11 protein-coding genes and 1 riboswitch are annotated in these 18540 nt (G+C 73.0%); of the genes, 6 read left to right on the top strand and 5 right to left on the bottom strand.

The annotated features are described in order from the left end of the window. Positions 1-7: 7 nt before the first annotated feature. From QUV83_RS09255 to QUV83_RS09235, 5 genes are read right to left on the bottom strand one after another with little or no spacing between them, the layout of a single operon-like run. Positions 8-1711: a GAF domain-containing sensor histidine kinase gene (locus QUV83_RS09255; RefSeq protein ID WP_289564088.1), complete on the bottom strand. Its 1704-nt coding sequence runs from the start codon at positions 1709-1711 to the stop codon at positions 8-10. Beyond that, positions 1708-3621, bottom strand: a complete 1914-nt coding sequence (cydC, locus tag QUV83_RS09250) for a thiol reductant ABC exporter subunit CydC (RefSeq protein ID WP_289564086.1) — start codon at positions 3619-3621, stop codon at positions 1708-1710. The genes QUV83_RS09255 and cydC overlap by 4 nt, the downstream gene beginning before the upstream one ends. Then, a complete protein-coding gene (gene cydD, locus QUV83_RS09245) occupies positions 3618-5393 on the bottom strand; it encodes a thiol reductant ABC exporter subunit CydD (protein ID WP_289564084.1) in 1776 nt (591 codons plus the stop codon). Before cydD ends, cydC begins: the two co-directional genes overlap by 4 nt. A gap of 13 nt (positions 5394-5406) precedes the next feature. Then, positions 5407-6498, bottom strand: a complete 1092-nt coding sequence (cydB, locus tag QUV83_RS09240; protein WP_289564082.1) for a cytochrome d ubiquinol oxidase subunit II — start codon at positions 6496-6498, stop codon at positions 5407-5409. 10 nt (positions 6499-6508) lie between these two features. Continuing rightward, positions 6509-7981, bottom strand: a complete 1473-nt coding sequence (locus QUV83_RS09235; RefSeq protein WP_289564080.1) for a cytochrome ubiquinol oxidase subunit I — start codon at positions 7979-7981, stop codon at positions 6509-6511. A 450-nt stretch (positions 7982-8431) separates the two neighbouring features. Between QUV83_RS09235 and QUV83_RS09230 the strand changes: the two genes are divergently transcribed. From QUV83_RS09230 to QUV83_RS09205, 6 genes are all read left to right on the top strand, one after another. Continuing rightward, a complete protein-coding gene (locus QUV83_RS09230; RefSeq protein WP_289564079.1) occupies positions 8432-11938 on the top strand; it encodes an Rne/Rng family ribonuclease in 3507 nt (1168 codons plus the stop codon). 174 nt (positions 11939-12112) lie between these two features. Continuing rightward, positions 12113-12421 (top strand): 50S ribosomal protein L21, encoded by a 309-nt coding sequence (gene rplU / locus QUV83_RS09225; RefSeq protein ID WP_289564248.1) that lies wholly within the window; start codon positions 12113-12115, stop codon positions 12419-12421. A 60-nt stretch (positions 12422-12481) separates the two neighbouring features. After that, a complete protein-coding gene (gene rpmA, locus QUV83_RS09220) occupies positions 12482-12739 on the top strand; it encodes a 50S ribosomal protein L27 (protein WP_066587549.1) in 258 nt (85 codons plus the stop codon). 164 nt (positions 12740-12903) lie between these two features. After that, complete coding sequence (obgE, locus tag QUV83_RS09215) at positions 12904-14418, top strand: GTPase ObgE (protein ID WP_289564077.1); 1515 nt, start codon at positions 12904-12906, stop codon at positions 14416-14418. Between the two features lie 57 nt (positions 14419-14475). Beyond that, positions 14476-15624, top strand: coding sequence for a glutamate 5-kinase (gene proB, locus QUV83_RS09210; RefSeq protein WP_289564075.1), 1149 nt, complete (start codon positions 14476-14478; stop codon positions 15622-15624). A gap of 186 nt (positions 15625-15810) precedes the next feature. Beyond that, positions 15811-18105 carry a cellulose binding domain-containing protein gene (locus QUV83_RS09205; RefSeq protein ID WP_289564073.1) on the top strand — a complete coding sequence of 765 codons (2295 nt, stop codon included), beginning with the start codon at positions 15811-15813 and terminating at the stop codon, positions 18103-18105. A gap of 144 nt (positions 18106-18249) precedes the next feature. Continuing rightward, a riboswitch (SAM riboswitch) is annotated at positions 18250-18359 on the top strand. Positions 18360-18540: the final 181 nt, after the last annotated feature.

Raw genomic sequence — 18540 nt, 5'->3', positions numbered from 1 at the left:
GGGCTGGTCAGCCCAGCGGGGCTGACCAGCTCAGCAGGGTGCCGTCGCCGCTCGGCGAGACGCCCAGGCTGAAGGACCCGCCGTGCTGCCGCGCGCGGGCCGCCAGGTTGCCGGTGCCGGATCGCCTGTCGCGCACGGGCGGCAGGCCGGAGCCGTCGTCCTCCACCTCGACCAGCACCGTGCCGGTGGGCCCGGCTCCGCGCACCGACACCCGCACGGTGACGCCCGAGGCGTGCGCGTGCCGTGCCGCGTTCGCCAGGCCCTCGCGCACCACCGCGACGACGTCGTCGGTGAGGTCGGCGCCCACGCGCGCGTCGAGCTGGTCGGCCTCCAGGTAGTCGCCGTCCGGCACCGTCGCGTCGTCCAGCGAGACCACCAGCGACGGCGCGAAGCCCAGGCCGGTGCGGGCCAGGCTGGCCTCCCGGCGCAGCCGCTCGACCAGGCCCGTGGCGGCGTCGGGGTCGCGCAGCGCGTAGACGATCTGCCGGATCTGGCGCACTGAGCCGTCGACGTTGTCCAGCGCCTCCTCGACGATGCTCGTGAGCTCGCTGGGGTCGACGCCGCGGGCCGCGCGACGGCGCACCGTCTCGAGCTGCATGCCGGTGGCGAAGAGCTGCTGGATGGCGAGGTCGTGCAAGTCGCGGGCGATGCGCTCCCGCTCGTCGAGCAGCGCGGCGACGTCCTGCGCATGCCGCGCCTCGGCGAGGACGAAGGCCAGGGCGGCCTGGGACGCGAACGACTCGGCGGTCACCAGGTCGCTCGGGTCGAACGCGGGGCTGCCGATGCGGCGCAGCAGGATGAGGACGCCGACGCCGCGGCCCGAGGTCTGCAGCGGGGCGAAGAGGGCCGGCCCGAATGCCCGCATGGGCACCACGCGCACGACGCGGGACTTCGACAGGGACTCGACGAGCAGGCCGCGGCCCTCGGTCATCACCGACCACGAGCGGCCGTCGCGCGGCATCACCTCGCCGATGAGGCTGTCCGCGTTGTGGCCGTCGGCCAGCTCGATCATGAGCTCGCCGCCCATGCCGGGCAGTGCGAGCGCGGCGGTGTCGGCGTCTGCGACATCACGGGCCGTGGCCGCGATGTGGGCGAGCGCGTCCTCCTCGTCGACGCCGGACAGCAGCATCGTGGTGATGTCCTGGCCGGCGCGCAGCCAGTGCTCGCGGCGGGCGGCCTCGGTGTAGAGCTGCGCGTTGGCGACGGCGACACCCGCGGCGGCGGCCAGCGCGACGACCACCGACGCGTCGTGCTCCGTGAAGCCGCCCGGCTTGTCGGACAGGTAGAGGTAGCCGTACACCTGGTCGCGCACGCGAACGGCGGCGCCCAGGAACGAGCCCATCGGGGGATGCCCGGCGGGGAAGCCCTCGAATGCCGGGTGCTGCGTGAGGTCGTCGAGCAGGAGCACGCCGTCGGCGGGGATCCGGCTGAGCACGCCGATCTTGTGCGGAGGGTGGCCGAGCATCGCCGCGATGGCCGCGGGCACGCCGGTCTGCACGAACGTCGTCGAGGCGCCGCGCTTGTCGAGCACGTTGATCGCGCCGTAGGGGGCGCCGGTGAGGTCCGCGCTGAGGTGCACGAACCGCTCGAGCACGCCCGTCAGGTCCAGGTCGCTGGCGACAGACAGGACGGCGTTGAGCAATTCGGTCAGACCGTCGCCGGTCGATGGCTCGTCGACTGTGGCGCCACCGCTGGTCGGGCGGTCGGTCATCGTTCCTCCGGTGCCTCGTGCTCTCGTGCGAAGCCCTCACGGTAGCCCGGGTGGGAGGCGAGCAGCGCCGCGTGACTGCCGCGTCCCGTCACGCGTCCCCCGTCAACCACCACGATCTCGTCGGCGGAGTCGAGCGGGGAGAGGCGATGTGTGACCAGCACCACGCCGCGCTCGGACCCCTGGGAGAGCAGGTCCCGCACGAGGCGGTCGGCGGTGGCCGAGTCGAGGTGCTCTGCTGGCTCGTCCACCAGCAGCAGCGGCGCGGGGGACAGCAGCGCCCGGGCCAGCAGGAGCCTGCGGCGCTCGCCCCCGGAGACGCTCTGCGCGTCGGGGCCGAGCTCGGTGTCCACGCCGTCGGGCAGCGCCGCGAGCCATGGGCCCAACCCGGCGCGCTCGAGCGCGCCGACTGCCTCGTCGGGGGTGACGTCGCCGCGCGCGACCCGCAGGTTCTCCAGGACGGAGGTCTCGAAGACGTGCGCGTCCTCCGACGTGAGGACGACGTGGCGTGCGACCGCCTCGTGGTCCAGGGCGCTGATCGGCGTGCCGTCCACGTCGAGGTCGCCCGCCCGTGCGGGGATCAGGCCTGCGAGGGTGAGTAGCAGCGTCGTCTTTCCGGCCCCGCTCGGGCCGACCACGGCGATCGAGCGGCCGGGGCGCACGTCGAGGTCCAGCCCCTCGATGACGGGGCTCCGCCCGGGCCAGCCGCAGGACAGCCCGCGTGCGCGCAAGGAGGAGGTCCCGACGTGCGGGAGGGCGGCGGAGTGCTGGCGGGCGGCTGGCTGCTCCGCGGCGGGTTGCTCGATGGGCGGGACACCCGGGCGGGGGGCCACGGTGGCGTCCGGCGCCGCCTCGTCGAGCAGCGACATGATGCGCCGGGCGGCCGCGCGCGAGCGCTGGAGCTGGATGGCCGCGGCGGGCAGCACGCTGACGGCCTCGAAGGAGGCCAGCGGGGTCAGCACGATGACGGCCAGCTCCACGTGTGTCAGCACCCCGGCGTGGACGGCGGGCACGCCGAGCACCAGCGCGGCCAACGTCGCCACACCCGTGGCGAGCGAGCCGAGCAGCGCCCCGAGGGCCGCGGGGCGGGCGCCGGCGTCGGCGGCGGACGCGAGCTCGCGGTCCGCCTCGCGCAGCGCCGCCAGCTCGTGGGGGGTGCGGCCCTGCACCGTGAGCGGGCCGGCGTCGTCCAGCAGGCCGAGCGCCACCGTCGACAGGGTCGCCCGGGCGCTGGCGGCGCGCTGCTCGGTGGTGCGGGCCGCGCGCGCGGCGAGCCACGGCGCCACCACGCCGGCGAGCAGCAGGCATGCCGCGAGGCTCAGCCCGGCCGCCGGGAGGAACAAGCCCATCGCCACGGTGGTGCCCAGGCCCAGCACCACCGCCACGGCGATGGGCAGCAGGCCGCGCACCACGGCATCGCCCACCGCGTCGACATCCGCGCCGACCCGGGTCAGCAGGTCGCCGCGCCGCAGGCGGAGCGTCGCCTCGGGGCGTCCCACCGCGAGCTGTTGGTACAGCGCGGTGCGGAGGTTGGCCATGCCGCGCAGGGCCACGTCATGCGAGGTGAGGCGTTCGACGTAGCGGAACACCCCGCGCCCGATGCCGAAGGTCCGCACGCCGACGGTGGCGATGGACAGCGTCAGCACCGGGGGCATCTGCGACGCGCGGGCGATCAGCCACGCGGACACCGCGGCGAGGGCGACGGCCGAGCCGAGGCTCAGCACGCCGAGCAGCACGGCCAGGGCCACGCGGGTCGGGCGCACGTCGAGCAGCGCCACGGCACGCCACAACGGGTCGTGGCTCCGGGAGAGGCGGCGGGCGAGCCTGCCCTGCCGGGGGAGCCGGACGGTGGTGGCGGCCTCGGTGGGCCCGGGGTGCGCGAGGGTCACGGGCTTCGGCGTCGTGGCGGTCATCGGGGAGCCTCCACGTCGACGTCGGATCGGGTCGCCGCTGCCGTCGCCACGGAGGCAGTCGCAGTCGCGGCGTCGTCGTCGGCGGGCGCGTCGGGAAGGTCGGCGGAGTGGACCTCCACCACCTGGTCGGCCAGCGCGATCAGCGTCGCGCGGTGGGCGACGAGCAGCACTGTGCGGCCCTCGCCGCGCAGCGCCTCGACGGTGCGGAGCACGACCTCCTCCGACGCCGCGTCCAGGTGCGCGGTCGGCTCGTCGAGCACCACTAGCGGCGCGTCGGAGAGCAGCGCGCGCGTCAGCGCCACGCGCTGGCGCTGGCCGACGGAGAGACCGGCGCCGCCACGGCCCAGCGGCGTCTGCCACCCGGCGGGCAGCGCGGCCACCACCGCGTCCAGGCCGGTGAGGGCAGCGGCCTCATCCCGCTGGGCGGCGTCCACGGGTTGCCCCCGCGTCGCGGATCCCGAGCCAGCCACCACGGAGTCGATCGTCCCCGGCTCCAGCACGGGGCGCTGCGGCAGCCAGGACACCTGCGACCAGTAGCCCTGGGGGTCGATGTCGGCGAGCGGGACCGCGGCGCCGTTCGCGGGCAGGACGTCCACAGTGCCTGTGTCGGGCCTGAGCAGCCCGAGCAGCACGGACACGGCTGTCGTCTTGCCGCCGCCGGAGGCGCCCGTCAGGGCGAGCACCTGCCCGGGGCGCAGCTCGAGGTCGAGCCGGGCGGGCGCCAGCACGTCGCGCCCGGGCGCCCGCACGCTGACGTCCCGCAGCCTGAGGGTGGCCGTGCGCAGGTCCGGGCACGGCAGCGAGCCCTGCTCGGGGAGCGGGGTCTCGAGCACCTCGAAGACCTGCTCCGCGGCGGCGACCCCGTCGGTGGAGGCGTGGAAGTGGGCGCCGACCTGGCGCAGCGGCAGGTACACCTCGGGCGCGAGCACCAGCACCGTCAGCCCGGTGACGAGGTCGATCTGGCCGTAGACCAGCCGCATCCCGATGGCGACGGCCACCAGGGCCACCGCGAGCGTGGTGAGCAGCTCGAGCACCATCCCGGACAGGAACGCGACGCGCAGCGTGCCCATCGTCGCCCGGCGGTGCGCCTGGCCGAGCTCGCGCACCCGGCGCGTGGCGCCCCGCTCACGCCCGAACCCGCGCAGCGTGGGCAGCCCGGCGAGCAGGTCGAGCACCTGGGAGCCGAGGCGCTGCATGACGCGCAGGCCGCGCTCGGAGCGTCCCTGCGTCAGCCGTCCGACGAGCGTCATGAAGATCGGCACCAGCGGGATGGTGCCCGCGATGATCGCCGCGGAGATCCAGTCCAGGCCCAGCACCACCAGCAGGGTGGCCGGCGTGACGGTCGCTGCGAGCACGAGCTGGGGGAGGTACCTGACGAAGTACGGCTCGAGGTTCTCCAGCCCGCGCGTCACCAGCGTCACGACCCGGGGGCCCTCGCCGCCGGCCAGCCAGCGCGGGCCCAGTGCCGTCGCCCGCTCCACGACCTGCGCGCGCAGCTCGCCGATCGCGCGGGTCGCGGCCCGGTGGGCGTACCGCTCCTGCGCGCCCGTCACGAGCGCGCGCGCGGCCACGACGACCACGAGCCAGCCGATCAGCGGGCCCAGGTCGCCGAGGTCCGCGCCGTCCTGCACAGCCGAGCCCAGCCCGTGGCCGAGCAGCAGCGCCTGGGCGATGACCAGCGCCGCGACGGCCAGGCCGAGCACGACGGTGAGGGCGACGTACTGCCGGGCAGCGCGCGCGTGGCGTAGCAGCCTCGGGTCGAGGGGCTTCACAGCCGGACGCGCCTCACGGCGTCGGGCCGTCCGTCCGCGAGGAGGCCGAGGAGCCGTTGTCCGTGCCGCCGCTGAAGGCCGCGGCCTTCACACGCGCGAAGGTGAGGCCGATGGAGTCGGGGATCTGCTCAGCCGAGATGCGCTTGCGGAACACCCAGTAGGTCCAGCCCTGGTAGAGCAGGACGAAGGGCACCAGGCACACCGCGACCCACGTCATCACCGTCAGCGTGTACGACGACGACGCCGCGTTGTCGATGTTCAGCGAGTTCGCCGGGTCGAAGGCGGGCATCACGTCGGGGTACATCGAGCCGAAGATCAGCACGACGGCGGCGACGAGCGTCACGGCCGAGGCGATGAACGCCCAGCCCTCACGCCGGGCGCGGGTCGCCACCACGAGCGCCACCAGGGCGATCGCCGCGACGGCCACAGCGGCCCAGGTCCAGGCCACCGAGTAGGCGATCTGCGCCCAGATGGCCCACGCGGCCGCCACGACCAGCGTGACCACCGAGAGGCGTGCCGCGAGGTCGCCAGCGCGGCGGCGCACCTCGCCGTCGGACTTCAGCGCCAGGAACACCGCGCCGTGGGTGAGGAACAGCAGCGCCGTCGTGACGCCGCCCACCAGGGCGAACGGGTTGAGCAGCGCGAAGAACCCGCCCACGTACTGGTGGTTCGCGTCCAGCTCGACGCCGCGCACCAGGTTCGCGAACGCGACGCCCCACAGGATCGCGGGGACCCAGGAGCCGATCGTCAGCGCCCAGTCGGCGCGGTCGCGCCACGCCTGGTCGTTGATCTTGCCGCGCCACTCGAAGGCCACCACGCGCACGATGAGCGCGAGCAGGATGAGCAGCAGCGGCAGGTAGAAGCCGGAGAACATCGTGGCGTACCACTCGGGGAACGCCGCGAACGTCGCGCCGCCCGCCGTCAGCAGCCACACCTCGTTGCCGTCCCACACCGGGCCGATGGTGTTGATCATGACGCGACGTTCCTTGTCGTCGCGTCCCAGCGGCTTGAGCAGCATGCCGACGCCGAAGTCGAACCCCTCGAGCACGAGGTAGCCCGTCCACAGCAGGGCGATCAGCAAGAACCAGACTGTCGTGAGCTCCATGACGCCTGCCTCAGTAGGCGAACGACAGCGGCTTGTCGCCCGCGTCGTCGCTGTGGTTGTCGGGGTTGTCGGGGCTCGGGTCGTGCTCGGTGTCAGCCACGCCCTCGACCGCGTAGCGGTGCATGAGCTTGTACCAGATCACCGCGAGCACGCCGTAGAGCGCGGTGAAGGCCACCATCGAGATGACGACGGTGGTGGGGCTCACCACCTCGGAGACACCGCGCTGGGTGAGCAGCCACACGCCGTCCACGCCCGTGGGGTTCGGCGCGACGACCCACGGCTGGCGGCCCATCTCGGTGAAGATCCAGCCGAACGAGCTGGCCAGGAACGGCATGGGGATCGCGATGATCGCCAGGCGCGAGAACCAGATGTTGTCGGTCACGCGGCCCTTGCGGGTCAGCCACAGCGACGCGAGCGCGAGCGCGGCGGATCCGGCGGCCAGGCCGATCATCAGGCGGAAGCTCCAGAAGGTCACCGCGAGGTCGGGGGAGTAGTCGATGCCCTCGCCGTACAGCTCCTCGTAGCGCTCCTGGATCTGGTTGACGCCCTCCAGGTGGCCGTTGAAGTCGCCCGACGCGAGGAACGAGGTGACCCCCGGCAGCTCGATGAGGTGGGTGACCCCGTCGCAGTCGGTGTTGATGTTGCCGATCGCCAGGATCGTGAAGGACGCGCCGTCGGTGCTCTCGCACAGCGCCTCGGCCGCGGCCATCTTCATGGGCTGCTGCTCGAACATGAGCTTGGCCTGGAAGTCGCCGGACAGGGCCAGGCCCACGCCCGAGATGAGCATGGTGACCATGCCCAGCACCACAGCCGGGCGGTAGACGTCGCGGGCCTTCTCGGCCTCGCCGCGGCGCACCAGCTTGACCATCCACCAGGCGGCGATGCCCGCGACGAACGTGCCGGCGGTCAGCCATGCGGCGGTGATGGTGTGCGGGAAGGCCGCCAGCAGCGTGCTGTTGGTGAGCACCGCCCAGATGTCGACCATCTCGGCGCGGCCGGTCTCGATGTTGAAGACCGTGCCGACGGGGTGCTGCATCCACGAGTTCGCGGCGAGGATGAAGTAGGCCGAGAGGTTGGTGGCGATCGCCACGGCCCAGATGCACGCGAGGTGGATCTTCTTGGGCAGCTTGTCCCAGCCGAAGATCCACAGGCCCAGGAACGTCGACTCGACGAAGAACGCGGCGAGCGCCTCCATCGCGAGCGGGGCGCCGAACACGTCGCCCACGAAGCGCGAGTACTCGCTCCAGTTCATGCCGAACTGGAACTCCTGGACGATGCCGGTGGCGACGCCGATCGCGAAGTTGATCAGCAGCAGCTTGCCGAAGAACTTGGTCAGGCGAAGCCAGCGCTCGTTGCCCGTGCGCACCCAGAAGGTCTGCATGAGCGCCACGAGCGGGGCGAGGCCGATGGTCAGCGGGACGAAGATGAAGTGGTAGACGGTGGTGACACCGAACTGCCATCTGGCCAGGTCAAGGGCTTCCACGGGAGTACTCCGTCGCGTGCGTGGCTACTGGGGGGTCGGACCGAGCACCCAGGTCGAACGGTAGGTCGGCGTGCGATGACGGCCCAGGACTTTGGTCCTGGCCGAACGACGGCGCGATGAGGACGAGACCCATACTGCACTGTCGTGTCGTCTCCCTCTTCTAAGGGTGCTGTGCGATACTGACCGAGGATTCCAGGGCGCCCACACCGTTCTGATTCCGTGACCGTGCTCGCAGTGCCATAGCGTGTCGAGCTCGCCAGGCGCCGCCGGATGTGACCGATCCCCACCGTGGGGCTCTCGAACGACATGCTGGCTGGCGATGGCGCCGACCGCGGTGCAGCAGCCGCCACCGACGACTTCCGTCGCAGCGCACAGCGCGTGCGACGACTGACCGCCCCTGGGGCGCCGAGGAGTGTGGCCGGCTCCGAGGGGCATGCAGGAGTACCACGAGTGACGCTCGACAAGACCCCCGAGAACAACGACAGCACGTCACAGGTCGACGTCGGGGGCACAGCCCCCGATGCTGCTCCGACCAAGCCCGCACGACGCCGGGCGACCCGCAAGACCGCGCCGCCGACGGACGCGAAGCCCGCTGACGCCGCCGTCGAGGCCGCCAGCCCCGTCGAGATCGCGGCCGAGGCTCCGGCGGCAGCGCCCCGCACTCGGTCTCGTCGCGTGACGAAGGCCTCCGTCACGGAGGCCGCGGGATCGCCCGTCGAGGCTGCCGCGCCCGAGGCGGCTCCGGCCGTCGAGGCCGCCCAGCCCGAGGCTGCGGCGCCGCGGGCCACCCGCTCGCGGCGGGCGGTGCGTCCCACCGCCAGTGCCGCTCCCGCCAGCGCCGATCCGACAAGCGAGCCGGCGAGCGTCGAGCCGGCCAGTGCCGCGCCTGCCGCCGCTGACTCGCCCGCCGCCGCGTCCGTCGACGCCCCGGCTGTCGACGCCACGCCGCCGGCCCGCAAGCGCAGCCGCCGTTCCACCCGCCCCGCGACGGCCCCGGAGGCCGCTGAGGCCCCTGCCGCGCCCGAGGAGGCTGCGGGCAGCGCCGACGCGGCTCCGGCCGAGGTCGCCGCTCCGGCGCCCAAGCGCACGACCCGGCGGACCCGCAAGGCTCCGGAGCCGGTGGTCGAGGTCGTCGACGAGGTCGACGCCGAGGATGAGGCAGAGGCCGACGAGTCGGTCGAGGCCTCGGAGAAGCCGTCCGGCGTCGCCGGGCTCGACGTGCTGGCCGAGCTGGCCGCGAGCGAGGCCGGATCGACGCGCCGTGGCCGGACGCGTGCGACACGCTCCAGCGCAGCCGCCTCGACTCCCGCCCCCGCTGAGGCCGTCACGCAGCCCGAGAGCCAGGACCAGCCCGCCGAGCCGGCCCCCGTCACGTCGCGCGGGGCGGCCCGTCTGGCCACCACTGCCCTGTTGTTCCAGGCGCCGGACCCGGACGCCCGTCCGCGCCGTCGGCGCGCGCAGGCCCCGGCCGGCCCGCCGGAGCTCGTCTCCGAGGCCGCCGCGGTGCTGCACGTCGAGGACCACGCCGCTGACGAGTCCGCGGAGGAGGCCCGCGCCGAGGCGCCCGCGGCCGAGCGGCCGTCGCGGCGTCGTGGCCGTCGTGGCGCGCAGGCCGACGTCGCGTCGAGTGACGTCGCGCGCGACGAGGACGAGGAGCAGGTCTCGGCGGACGACGAGCAGGCGCAGGACGCCGGGTCGGAGTCCGACGAGGAGCAGCGGGACGCCCAGGCGCGTGAGGACGAGCAGTCCGCGCAGCGCCGTCGCCGTCGCCGTGGCGGCCGTGGCCGCCGTGGTCGCAGCTCGGACGAGCAGGGCGACGCCGGCGAGGGCTCCGAGCCCTCCGACGGCTCCGCCGCGGATGACACGCAGGACGCGCATGACGAGGACGCCGAGCACGAGGGCGACCACGAGTCCGAGCACGAGGGCGAGCACGACGAGCAGGGCGGTTCGAGCCGTCGCCGTCGCCGTCGTCGCCGCAGCAGCCGGGGCGAGTCCTCCGACCAGGAGACGACCGCACCCACCCGCTCGCGCAGCACGCGCAGCACGTCCAGCGACGAGGTGACAGCGCTGCGGGGCTCCACGCGGCTCGAGGCCAAGCGCCAGCGCCGCCGGGAGGGCCGTGACGCGGGCCGTCGCCGTCAGATCATCACCGAGTCGGAGTTCCTGGCCCGCCGCGAGGCCGTTGAGCGCTCGATGGTCGTGCGCGAGGCCGGTGGCCGCACGCAGATCGCCGTGCTCGAGGACGGCGTGCTCGTCGAGCACTACGTCTCCCGCCAGGCGCAGGTGTCGATGGCCGGCAACGTGTACCTCGGCCGCGTGCAGAACGTGCTGCCGAGCATGGAGGCCGCGTTCGTCGACGTCGGCAAGGGCCGCAACGCGGTGCTGTACGCCGGCGAGGTCAACTGGGACGCCGCGGGCCTCGAGGGCCAGCCGCGCCGCATCGAGCAGGCGCTCAAGTCCGGCGACTCGGTGCTCGTCCAGGTCACCAAGGACCCGATCGGCCACAAGGGCGCCCGCCTGACGTCGCAGATCACGCTCGCTGGCCGGTACCTCGTGTACGTGCCCGGCGGCGGGATGACCGGCATCAGCCGCAAGCTGCCCGACAACGAGCGCGCGCGCCTGAAGAAGATCCTGCGCGAGATCGTCCCGGACTCCGCGGGCGTCATCGTGCGCACCGCCGCCGAGGGCGCCAGCGAGGACGAGCTGCGCGCCGACATCGCGCGCCTGCAGGGCCAGTGGGAGGCCATCGAGAAGAAGGCGAAGTCGGCGTCCGCGCCGGCGCTGCTGCAGGGTGAGCCGGACATGGCCATCCGCGTGGTGCGCGACATCTTCAACGACGACTTCAGCTCGCTCGTGGTGCAGGGCGACGAGGCGTGGGCCACGATCTCCGGCTACATCGGCGAGCTCGCCCCCGACCTCGCCGAGAAGGTCACCCGCTGGACGGGGAACGGCGACGTGTTCTCCGCGCACCGGGTCGACGAGCAGCTCGCCAAGGGCATGGACCGCAAGGTGTGGCTGCCCTCGGGTGGCTCGCTCATCATCGAGCGCACCGAGGCTATGACCGTGGTCGACGTCAACACGGGCAAGTTCACCGGATCGGGCGGCACGCTCGAGGAGACGGTGACGCGCAACAACCTGGAGGCGGCCGAGGAAATCGTCCGCCAGCTCCGGCTGCGGGACATCGGCGGCATCATCGTCATCGACTTCATCGACATGGTGCTCGAGTCGAACCGCGACCTGGTGCTGCGCCGCCTCGTGGAGTGCCTGGGCCGTGACCGGACCAAGCACCAGGTGGCCGAGGTCACCTCGCTCGGCCTGGTGCAGATGACCCGCAAGCGCGTGGGCCAGGGCCTGGTCGAGGCGTTCAGCGAGACGTGCGAGCACTGCCACGGGCGCGGGTTCATCGTGCACACCGACCCGATCGAGAAGAACGGCCGCCCGGACGCGGGCGCCGGCCAGCAGGCCTCCTCGGAGCCTGTCGAGCCGGAGCCCAAGCGCGCGCGCCGCAAGCGCGGGGCCAAGGAGGCCGCCCCGGCGGGCTCCTCGACGCTTCCCGCGGTCCCGGTGCTGCCGGAGGCGCGTGAGGCGGTCAAGGCGACGCTCGCGACTATCGCAGCCGCTGCGGCGCATGCGCATGAGCACGGTGACGAGGCGCCCCCGCGTGCCACGGCCGCCGAGCTCGAGGCATTGGCGCCGGCTCCGCGTGCCATCGAGGCCCCGGCGCGGGAGTCGCGCGAGTCTCGCGCAGCGACGGCGGAGGTCCCGGACGCGGCGCCGGTGGGCGCCCCGCCGGTGCTCGACGTGTTGGCGGCCTTCGCCGTGCCGTCGGCCGAGGCGACCGAGGTGGTCGCGGCCGAGGAGCGGGCGCAGGACGAGGCCGTGGAGGCTCTCGCGCTGACGCCTGTGGCCCCTGAGGTTTTCGAGGCTGACGAGGACGAGGAGTCCCCGACGGCCTGACGGGTCCGGGACGCCTCGGGCTCATTTGACCGAGCCAGAGGCGTTCCGTACTCTTGAACGTCGGTGCGTTTGGGCGCACCGACGTGCGCGTCCGTGATGTGAGGGCCAACACCCGTGTCCATCACGTAGAGCGCGCCCCTGACTGAAGTTCGACGAGCAGAGATGAGCAGCAACGTGGTGTACGCGATCGTGAAGGCTGGCGGCCGCCAGGAGAAGGTCGCCGTGGGCGACGTCGTCGTCGTCGACCGCCTCTCCGCGCAGGCTGGTTCGACTGTCGAGCTTCCCGCCCTGCTGCTCGTCGACGGTGAGAAGGTCACCCACGACGCTCAGGATCTCGCGAAGATCACCGTCACGGCGGAGGTCGTCCGGGATGAGAAGGGCCCGAAGATCGACATCCTGAAGTACAAGAACAAGACCGGGTACCGCGTCCGCAAGGGCCACCGCCAGAAGCTGACCCGCCTGAAGGTCACCGGCATCAACTGATCTTGCGCCGCGGCGTCGTCCGCGGAGCGTTATCCATCTGAGCACGAAGGCAGGTACGTCATGGCACACAAGAAGGGCGCGAGCTCGTCGCGCAACGGTCGCGACTCGAACGCGCAGCGCCTCGGCGTCAAGCGCTTCGGTGGTCAGGTCGTCAAGGCTGGCGAGATCATCGTCCGCCAGCGCGGCACGCACTTCCACCCCGGCATCAACGTCGGCCGCGGCAAGGACGACACGCTGTTCGCCCTCGCGCCGGGCGCGGTGGAGTTCGGCCAGCGTCGTGGCCGCAAGGTCATCGACATCGTGGCGGCGGCGGTCTGACCCCGTCTATCTCGTTCGTCGAAGGGGCGCACCGGTGCGGTGCGTCCCTTCGTCGTTGCCAGCACAAAGCGAGCGCACAGCGCACGTGACTCACAGCATGACCTGCCAGCATTTCGCGGCAGTGGAGATGGCCGGCGATGCCGGCTCGAGGAGAGTGGTGACCGATGGCGACCTTCGTCGACCGCGTCGTCCTGCATGCCAGCGGCGGTGACGGCGGCCACGGGTGCGTCTCGATCCGCCGAGAGAAGTTCAAGCCGCTCGCCGGCCCTGACGGCGGCAATGGCGGTCATGGCGGGAGTGTGACGCTCGTCGTCGACCCGCAGGTGACCACGTTGCTCGACTACCACCACGCCCCGCACCGGCACGCGTCGTCCGGCAAGCAGGGCATGGGCGACCACCGCCAGGGCGCCTCGGGCGAGAACCTGGTGCTGCCCGTGCCCGACGGCACAGTTGTCAAGTCGACCACCGGCGAGGTGCTCGCCGACCTGGTGGGCGCGGGCGCCGAGTTCATCGTCGCCGCCGGCGGCCACGGCGGCCTGGGCAACGCGGCCATCGCGTCCCCGCGCCGCAAGGCCCCGGGCTTCGCGCTGCTGGGCGAGCCCGGCGAGGCGCGGGACGTCGTCCTCGAGCTCAAGACGATCGCCGATGTGGCGCTCGTCGGCTTCCCCAGCGCGGGCAAGTCGAGCCTCGTCGCGGCGATCTCCGCGGCCCGCCCGAAGATCGCCGACTACCCGTTCACCACGCTGATCCCGAACCTGGGCGTCGTGCAGGCCGGATCGGCCCGCTACACCGTCGCCGACGTGCCCGGGCTGATCCCCGGCGCCAGCGAGGGCAAGGGCCTCGGGCTGGAGTTCCTGCGGCACATCGAGCGCTGCGCCGTGCTGGTGCACGTGCTGGACTGCGCCACGCTCGAGCCCGACCGCGACCCGCTGAGCGACCTCGAGGCCCTGGAGGCCGAGCTCGCGACGTACTCCGGGGACCTGGGCATCGAGGGCGGCCGGGTGCCGCTCAACGAGCGCCCGCGCCTGGTGGTGCTCAACAAGATCGACGTGCCCGAGGCCCGTGAGCTCGCCGAGATGGTGCGCCCCGAGCTGGAGGCCCGCGGGCTGCAGGTCTTCGAGGTCTCGACCGCGAGCCACGAGGGGCTGCGGCAGCTCACGTTCGCGCTCGGGGAGTTGGTCGACCGGGCCCGTCGCGAGGCGCCCGCGCCCGAGCAGACCCGTGTGGTGCTTCGCCCCAAGGCCATCGACGACACGGGCTTCACCGTGACGCACAAGACCGAGGGTGGCCGCGACTACTTCCAGATCCTGGGCTCCAAGCCGGAGCGCTGGGTGCGGCAGACGGACTTCCGCAACGACGAGGCCGTCGGGTACCTGGCCGACCGGCTCGCCCGGCTCGGCGTCGAGGAGAAGCTCTTCGCCGCCGGCGCCGTCGCGGGCGCGGAGGTCGTCATCGGCTCCGGGCCGAGCGCCGTGGTCTTCGACTGGGAGCCGACGCTGATGACCGGGTCCGAGCTGCTGTCGGGTCCGCGTGGCACCGACATGCGCATCGAGGAGCGTTCGCGTCCGACGCGTGGCGAGAAGCGCGAGCAGTACAAGGACCGCATGGACGCCAAGGCCGAGGCACGCGCCGAGCTGTGGACGGAGCGCGAGGCGGGGCTCTGGACGGACGAGGACTGACGTGCCAGCGGTCCGGTGCGCGGGCATGCGCGTGACACCGGGCCGCGTCGGGGGAGAATGCCCCCTGTGAGCGCAGCAGCACTGTTCGACCGTCGCCAGCTCCTCGACGCCCCTCGGGTGGTCGTCAAGGTCGGCTCCTCGTCCCTCACGGACGAGAGCGGCCGGCTCGACCCCGCGCGCCTGGACTCTCTGGTCAAGGTGCTCGCCGCCCGCAGGGCGGCTGGCGGGCAGGTCGTGCTCGTCTCCTCCGGCGCCATCGCCGCGGGCATCGAGCCGCTGGGACTCTCGACCCGGCCGCGCGACCTGGCGACTCAGCAGGCTGCCGCGTCGGCCGGGCAGGGCCTGCTGGTCGCCCACTACACGCGCTCGTTCTGGGAGCACGGCCTGCGGGTGGGCCAGGTGCTGCTCACCGCCGACGACACGGTGCGGCGCACCCACTACCGCAACGCGCAGCGCGCCCTGACCCGGCTGCTCGAGCTGGGCGTGGTCCCCGTGATCAACGAGAACGACGCGGTCGCCACCGATGAGATCCGCTTCGGTGACAACGACCGCCTCGCCGCGCTGGTGTCCCATCTGGTGCACGCGGACGCGTTGGTGCTGCTCACTGACGTCAACGGGCTGCACACCGGCCCGCCGTCGCGGCCCGGCTCGGTGCGCATCCCCGAGGTGCGGGGGCCGCGCGATCTGGACGGCATCGACGTGACGGCCCGGGGCAGCGCGATCGGCACCGGCGGCATGGTCACCAAGTTGGAGTCGGTGGCCATCGCGACGGCCTCGGGCATCCCTGTGGTGCTGACCTCGGCGGAGAACGCCGCCGCGGCACTGGCCGGGGAGGACGTGGGCACCTGGTTCGCGGCCACTGGCCGACGGGCGTCCACCCGGCTGCTGTGGCTCGCGCACGCCGCGCGGACGCGGGGCCGGCTGGTGCTCGACGAGGGCGCCGTGCGCGCGGTCGTGGATCGGCGGACGTCGCTGCTGCCCGCCGGGGTGACCCGGGTGGAGGGCGACTTCGAGGCTGGCGACCCTGTGGAGTTGTGCGGCCCGGACGGCGTGGTGGTCGCGCGCGGGCTGGTGGCGTACGCCTCCGAGGAGGTGCCGGGCCTGCTGGGGCACACCACGTCGGAGCTGCGCGCGGACCTCGGGCCGGAGTACGGGCGCGAGCTGGTGCACCGCGACGACCTGGTGCTGGTGCGGCGCCGACGCTGACCTCGCGCGATGCCGGGCAGGGGAGCCGGCACGCTGAGCGGTTGGCGGCCGTGAATCGCTTCAGGGCCCGGTTCCTCCCGTGACAGGCGGGTTGTCCTGCTTCTAGCCTCTGCACCGGGAGAGCGCTTGCTCGACGCGGGCGCAGGCCAGAACCATCTCCCCACGCATCGCTCGAAGGGGAGACTGATGTCAGTTCGACGCAGAGCCACCGGGTTGATCGCCATCGCGGCGCTGGCCGCGGGCGTGGGGGTGGTCGCAGCCCAGGGCGCCGTCGCGGCCACCGCCTGCCGGGTCACTTACGAGGTGACGAACCAGTGGTCGACGGGCTTCGGCGGCTCCGTGACCATCGCCAACCTCGGGGACGCGCTCAACGGCTGGACGCTGGGCTGGTCCTTCTCCGCCGGGCAGAGCGTCACGCAGGCGTGGAACGGCGTCGCGACGCAGTCCGGCAACGCGGTGAGCGTGAAGGACGCCGGCTACAACGCGGCGGTGCCCAGTGGCGGCTCCGTGTCCTTCGGGTTCAACGGCGCGTGGAACGGCTCGTCCAACCCGGCGCCCACGGCGTTCACGCTCAACGGGACCGCGTGCACCGGTGCGGCCGCGACGCCCACCAGCTCGCCCACGTCCTCGCCGACAGCGAGCCCCACCGCCACCCCGAGCGCCACACCGTCGGCCTCGCCCAGCGCGTCGCCGACGCCCACCCCGGAGCCGACGGCGCCGGTGGCGGGCTCCTGGCAGGCCGAGCGCCTCGACCGCGGGCTGATCAGCGTGCGCTCCGGCAGCGGCAACCTCGTGCAGTGGCGCCTGCTCGGCACGGAGCCGCGCAGCACCACCTTCCACGTCTACCGCGGCGGCACGCGGATCACCTCGACGCCCGTGGCCGACTCCACGAACTTCTATGACGCCGGCGCGGCGGCGAACGCGTCCTACACGGTGCGCGCCGTCGTCAACGGGGCCGAGCAGGCCGCCTCGGGGGCCAGCCTCACGTTCGCCAACGGCTACCTGGACGTGCCGATCCAGAAGCCCGCCGGCGGGACGACGCCCTCGGGGGAGGCGTACACGTACAGCGCGAACGACGCGAGCGTGGGCGACCTGGACGGCGACGGGCAGCTCGAGATCGTGCTCAAGTGGGACCCGTCCAACGCCAAGGACAACTCGCAGTCCGGCTACACGGGCAATGTCTACCTGGACGCCTACGAGCTGAACGGCACGCGGCTGTGGCGTGTCGACCTGGGGCGCAACATCCGGGCCGGCGCGCACTACACGCAGTTCCAGGTCTACGACTACGACGGCGACGGCCGGGCCGAGGTCGCGGTGAAGACCGCCGACGGCACCCGGTCCGGCACGGGCCAGCTCATCGGCTCGTCCAGCGCCGACTACCGCAACTCCTCCGGCTACGTGCTCAGCGGGCCCGAGTACCTCACGGTCTTCAAGGGCCAGGACGGGTCCATCGGCGCCACCGCCGACTACGTGCCCGCGCGAGGCACAGTGTCGAGCTGGGGCGACTCCTACGGCAACCGCGTCGACAGGTTCCTCGCGGGCACCGCCTACCTGGACGGGCAGCGGCCGTCGATCATCATGGCGCGCGGCTACTACACGCGGGCCGTCGTGGCGGCCTGGGACTACCGCAACGGGTCGCTCACGCGGCGCTGGACCTTCGACTCGAACAGCTCGTCCGCGGGCAACAGCGCAGTGGCGGGCCAGGGCAACCACCAGCTGTCGATCGCGGACGCCGACGGCGACGGCAAGCAGGAGGTCATCTACGGCGCCGCGGCCATCAACGACAACGGCACGGTCATGTGGAACACCGGGCTGGGCCACGGCGACGCGTTGCACGTCGGCGACCTGGACCCCTCCCGCTCCGGGCTCGAGGTGTTCAAGGTCAGCGAGGACGCCAGCAAGCCGAGCTCGTGGTTCGCGGACGCCCGCACCGGTCAGATCCTGTGGTCCACCCCGGCGGGCGGCGACAACGGCCGCGGCGTCTCGGGCGACATCTGGTCGGGCAGTGCGGGGGCGGAGTCGTGGTCGTCGGCGGACTCGGTGATGCGCAGCGCGAAGGGCTCCGACATCGGCCGCAAGCCGTCGTCGGCGAACTTCCTGGCCTGGTGGGACGGCGACCCGGTGCGCGAGCTGCTGGACCGGACGTACGTGAACAAGTACACGCCGTCGAGCGACACCCGTCTGCTCACCGCGTCGGGGGTCGTCGCGAACAACTCCACGAAGGCCACGCCGTCCCTGTCGGGGGACCTGTGGGGCGACTGGCGTGAGGAGGTCGTCTGGCCGACCACCGACTCGACAGCCCTGCGGATCTACGCGACGCCGACTGTCACAGCCCTGAAGGTCCACACGCTGCTGCACGACGCGCAGTACCGCACGGCGATCGCGTGGCAGAACACGGCGTACAACCAGCCGCCGCATCCGGGGTTCGCGCTGGGCGACCCGTTCACGGCGCCGGCGCAGCCGAAGATCTACACGCCGTAGCGGCGTTCGCGCGCCGGGTGGGGCGGCACGGGGGCGGCAGCCGGGTGGCTGCCGCCCCCGTGCGCGCCCGGCTATCGGCCGACATATGAGATCAAACGGCGCAATGGTTGCCAACCCGGGCTCCGCGCCGCTGTACTTCTCGCAGGCACAGAGTGTCGACGCCAAGGCCCGGCTCGTCGACCAGCAACCCCTCGATGTGACGGGGTGCTCCGGGTACGCCTGACCGGTCGACGCACGGCCGGTAAGCACACCGCATCTGACGAAGGACTGACCGTGGCCCACTGGCAGTGTCCCGACGCCCCCTGTGTGGGCTGTCGACGCATGCTGCTGGTCCCGCGCGCCTGTCGCTAGTTCCGCCCGGAACTGCCCGGCACGGCCTCGCCCGTCCATCCGCGCCTCCAGCGCCTCGTCCTTCGTCTCTGCCTGTCCCGCTGC

The organism is Cellulomonas cellasea, assembly GCF_030372105.1.
GTDB classification, from domain to species: Bacteria; Actinomycetota; Actinomycetes; order Actinomycetales; family Cellulomonadaceae; genus Cellulomonas_A; species Cellulomonas_A cellasea_A.
This window is presented reverse-complemented; position numbering and strand designations above follow the sequence as displayed.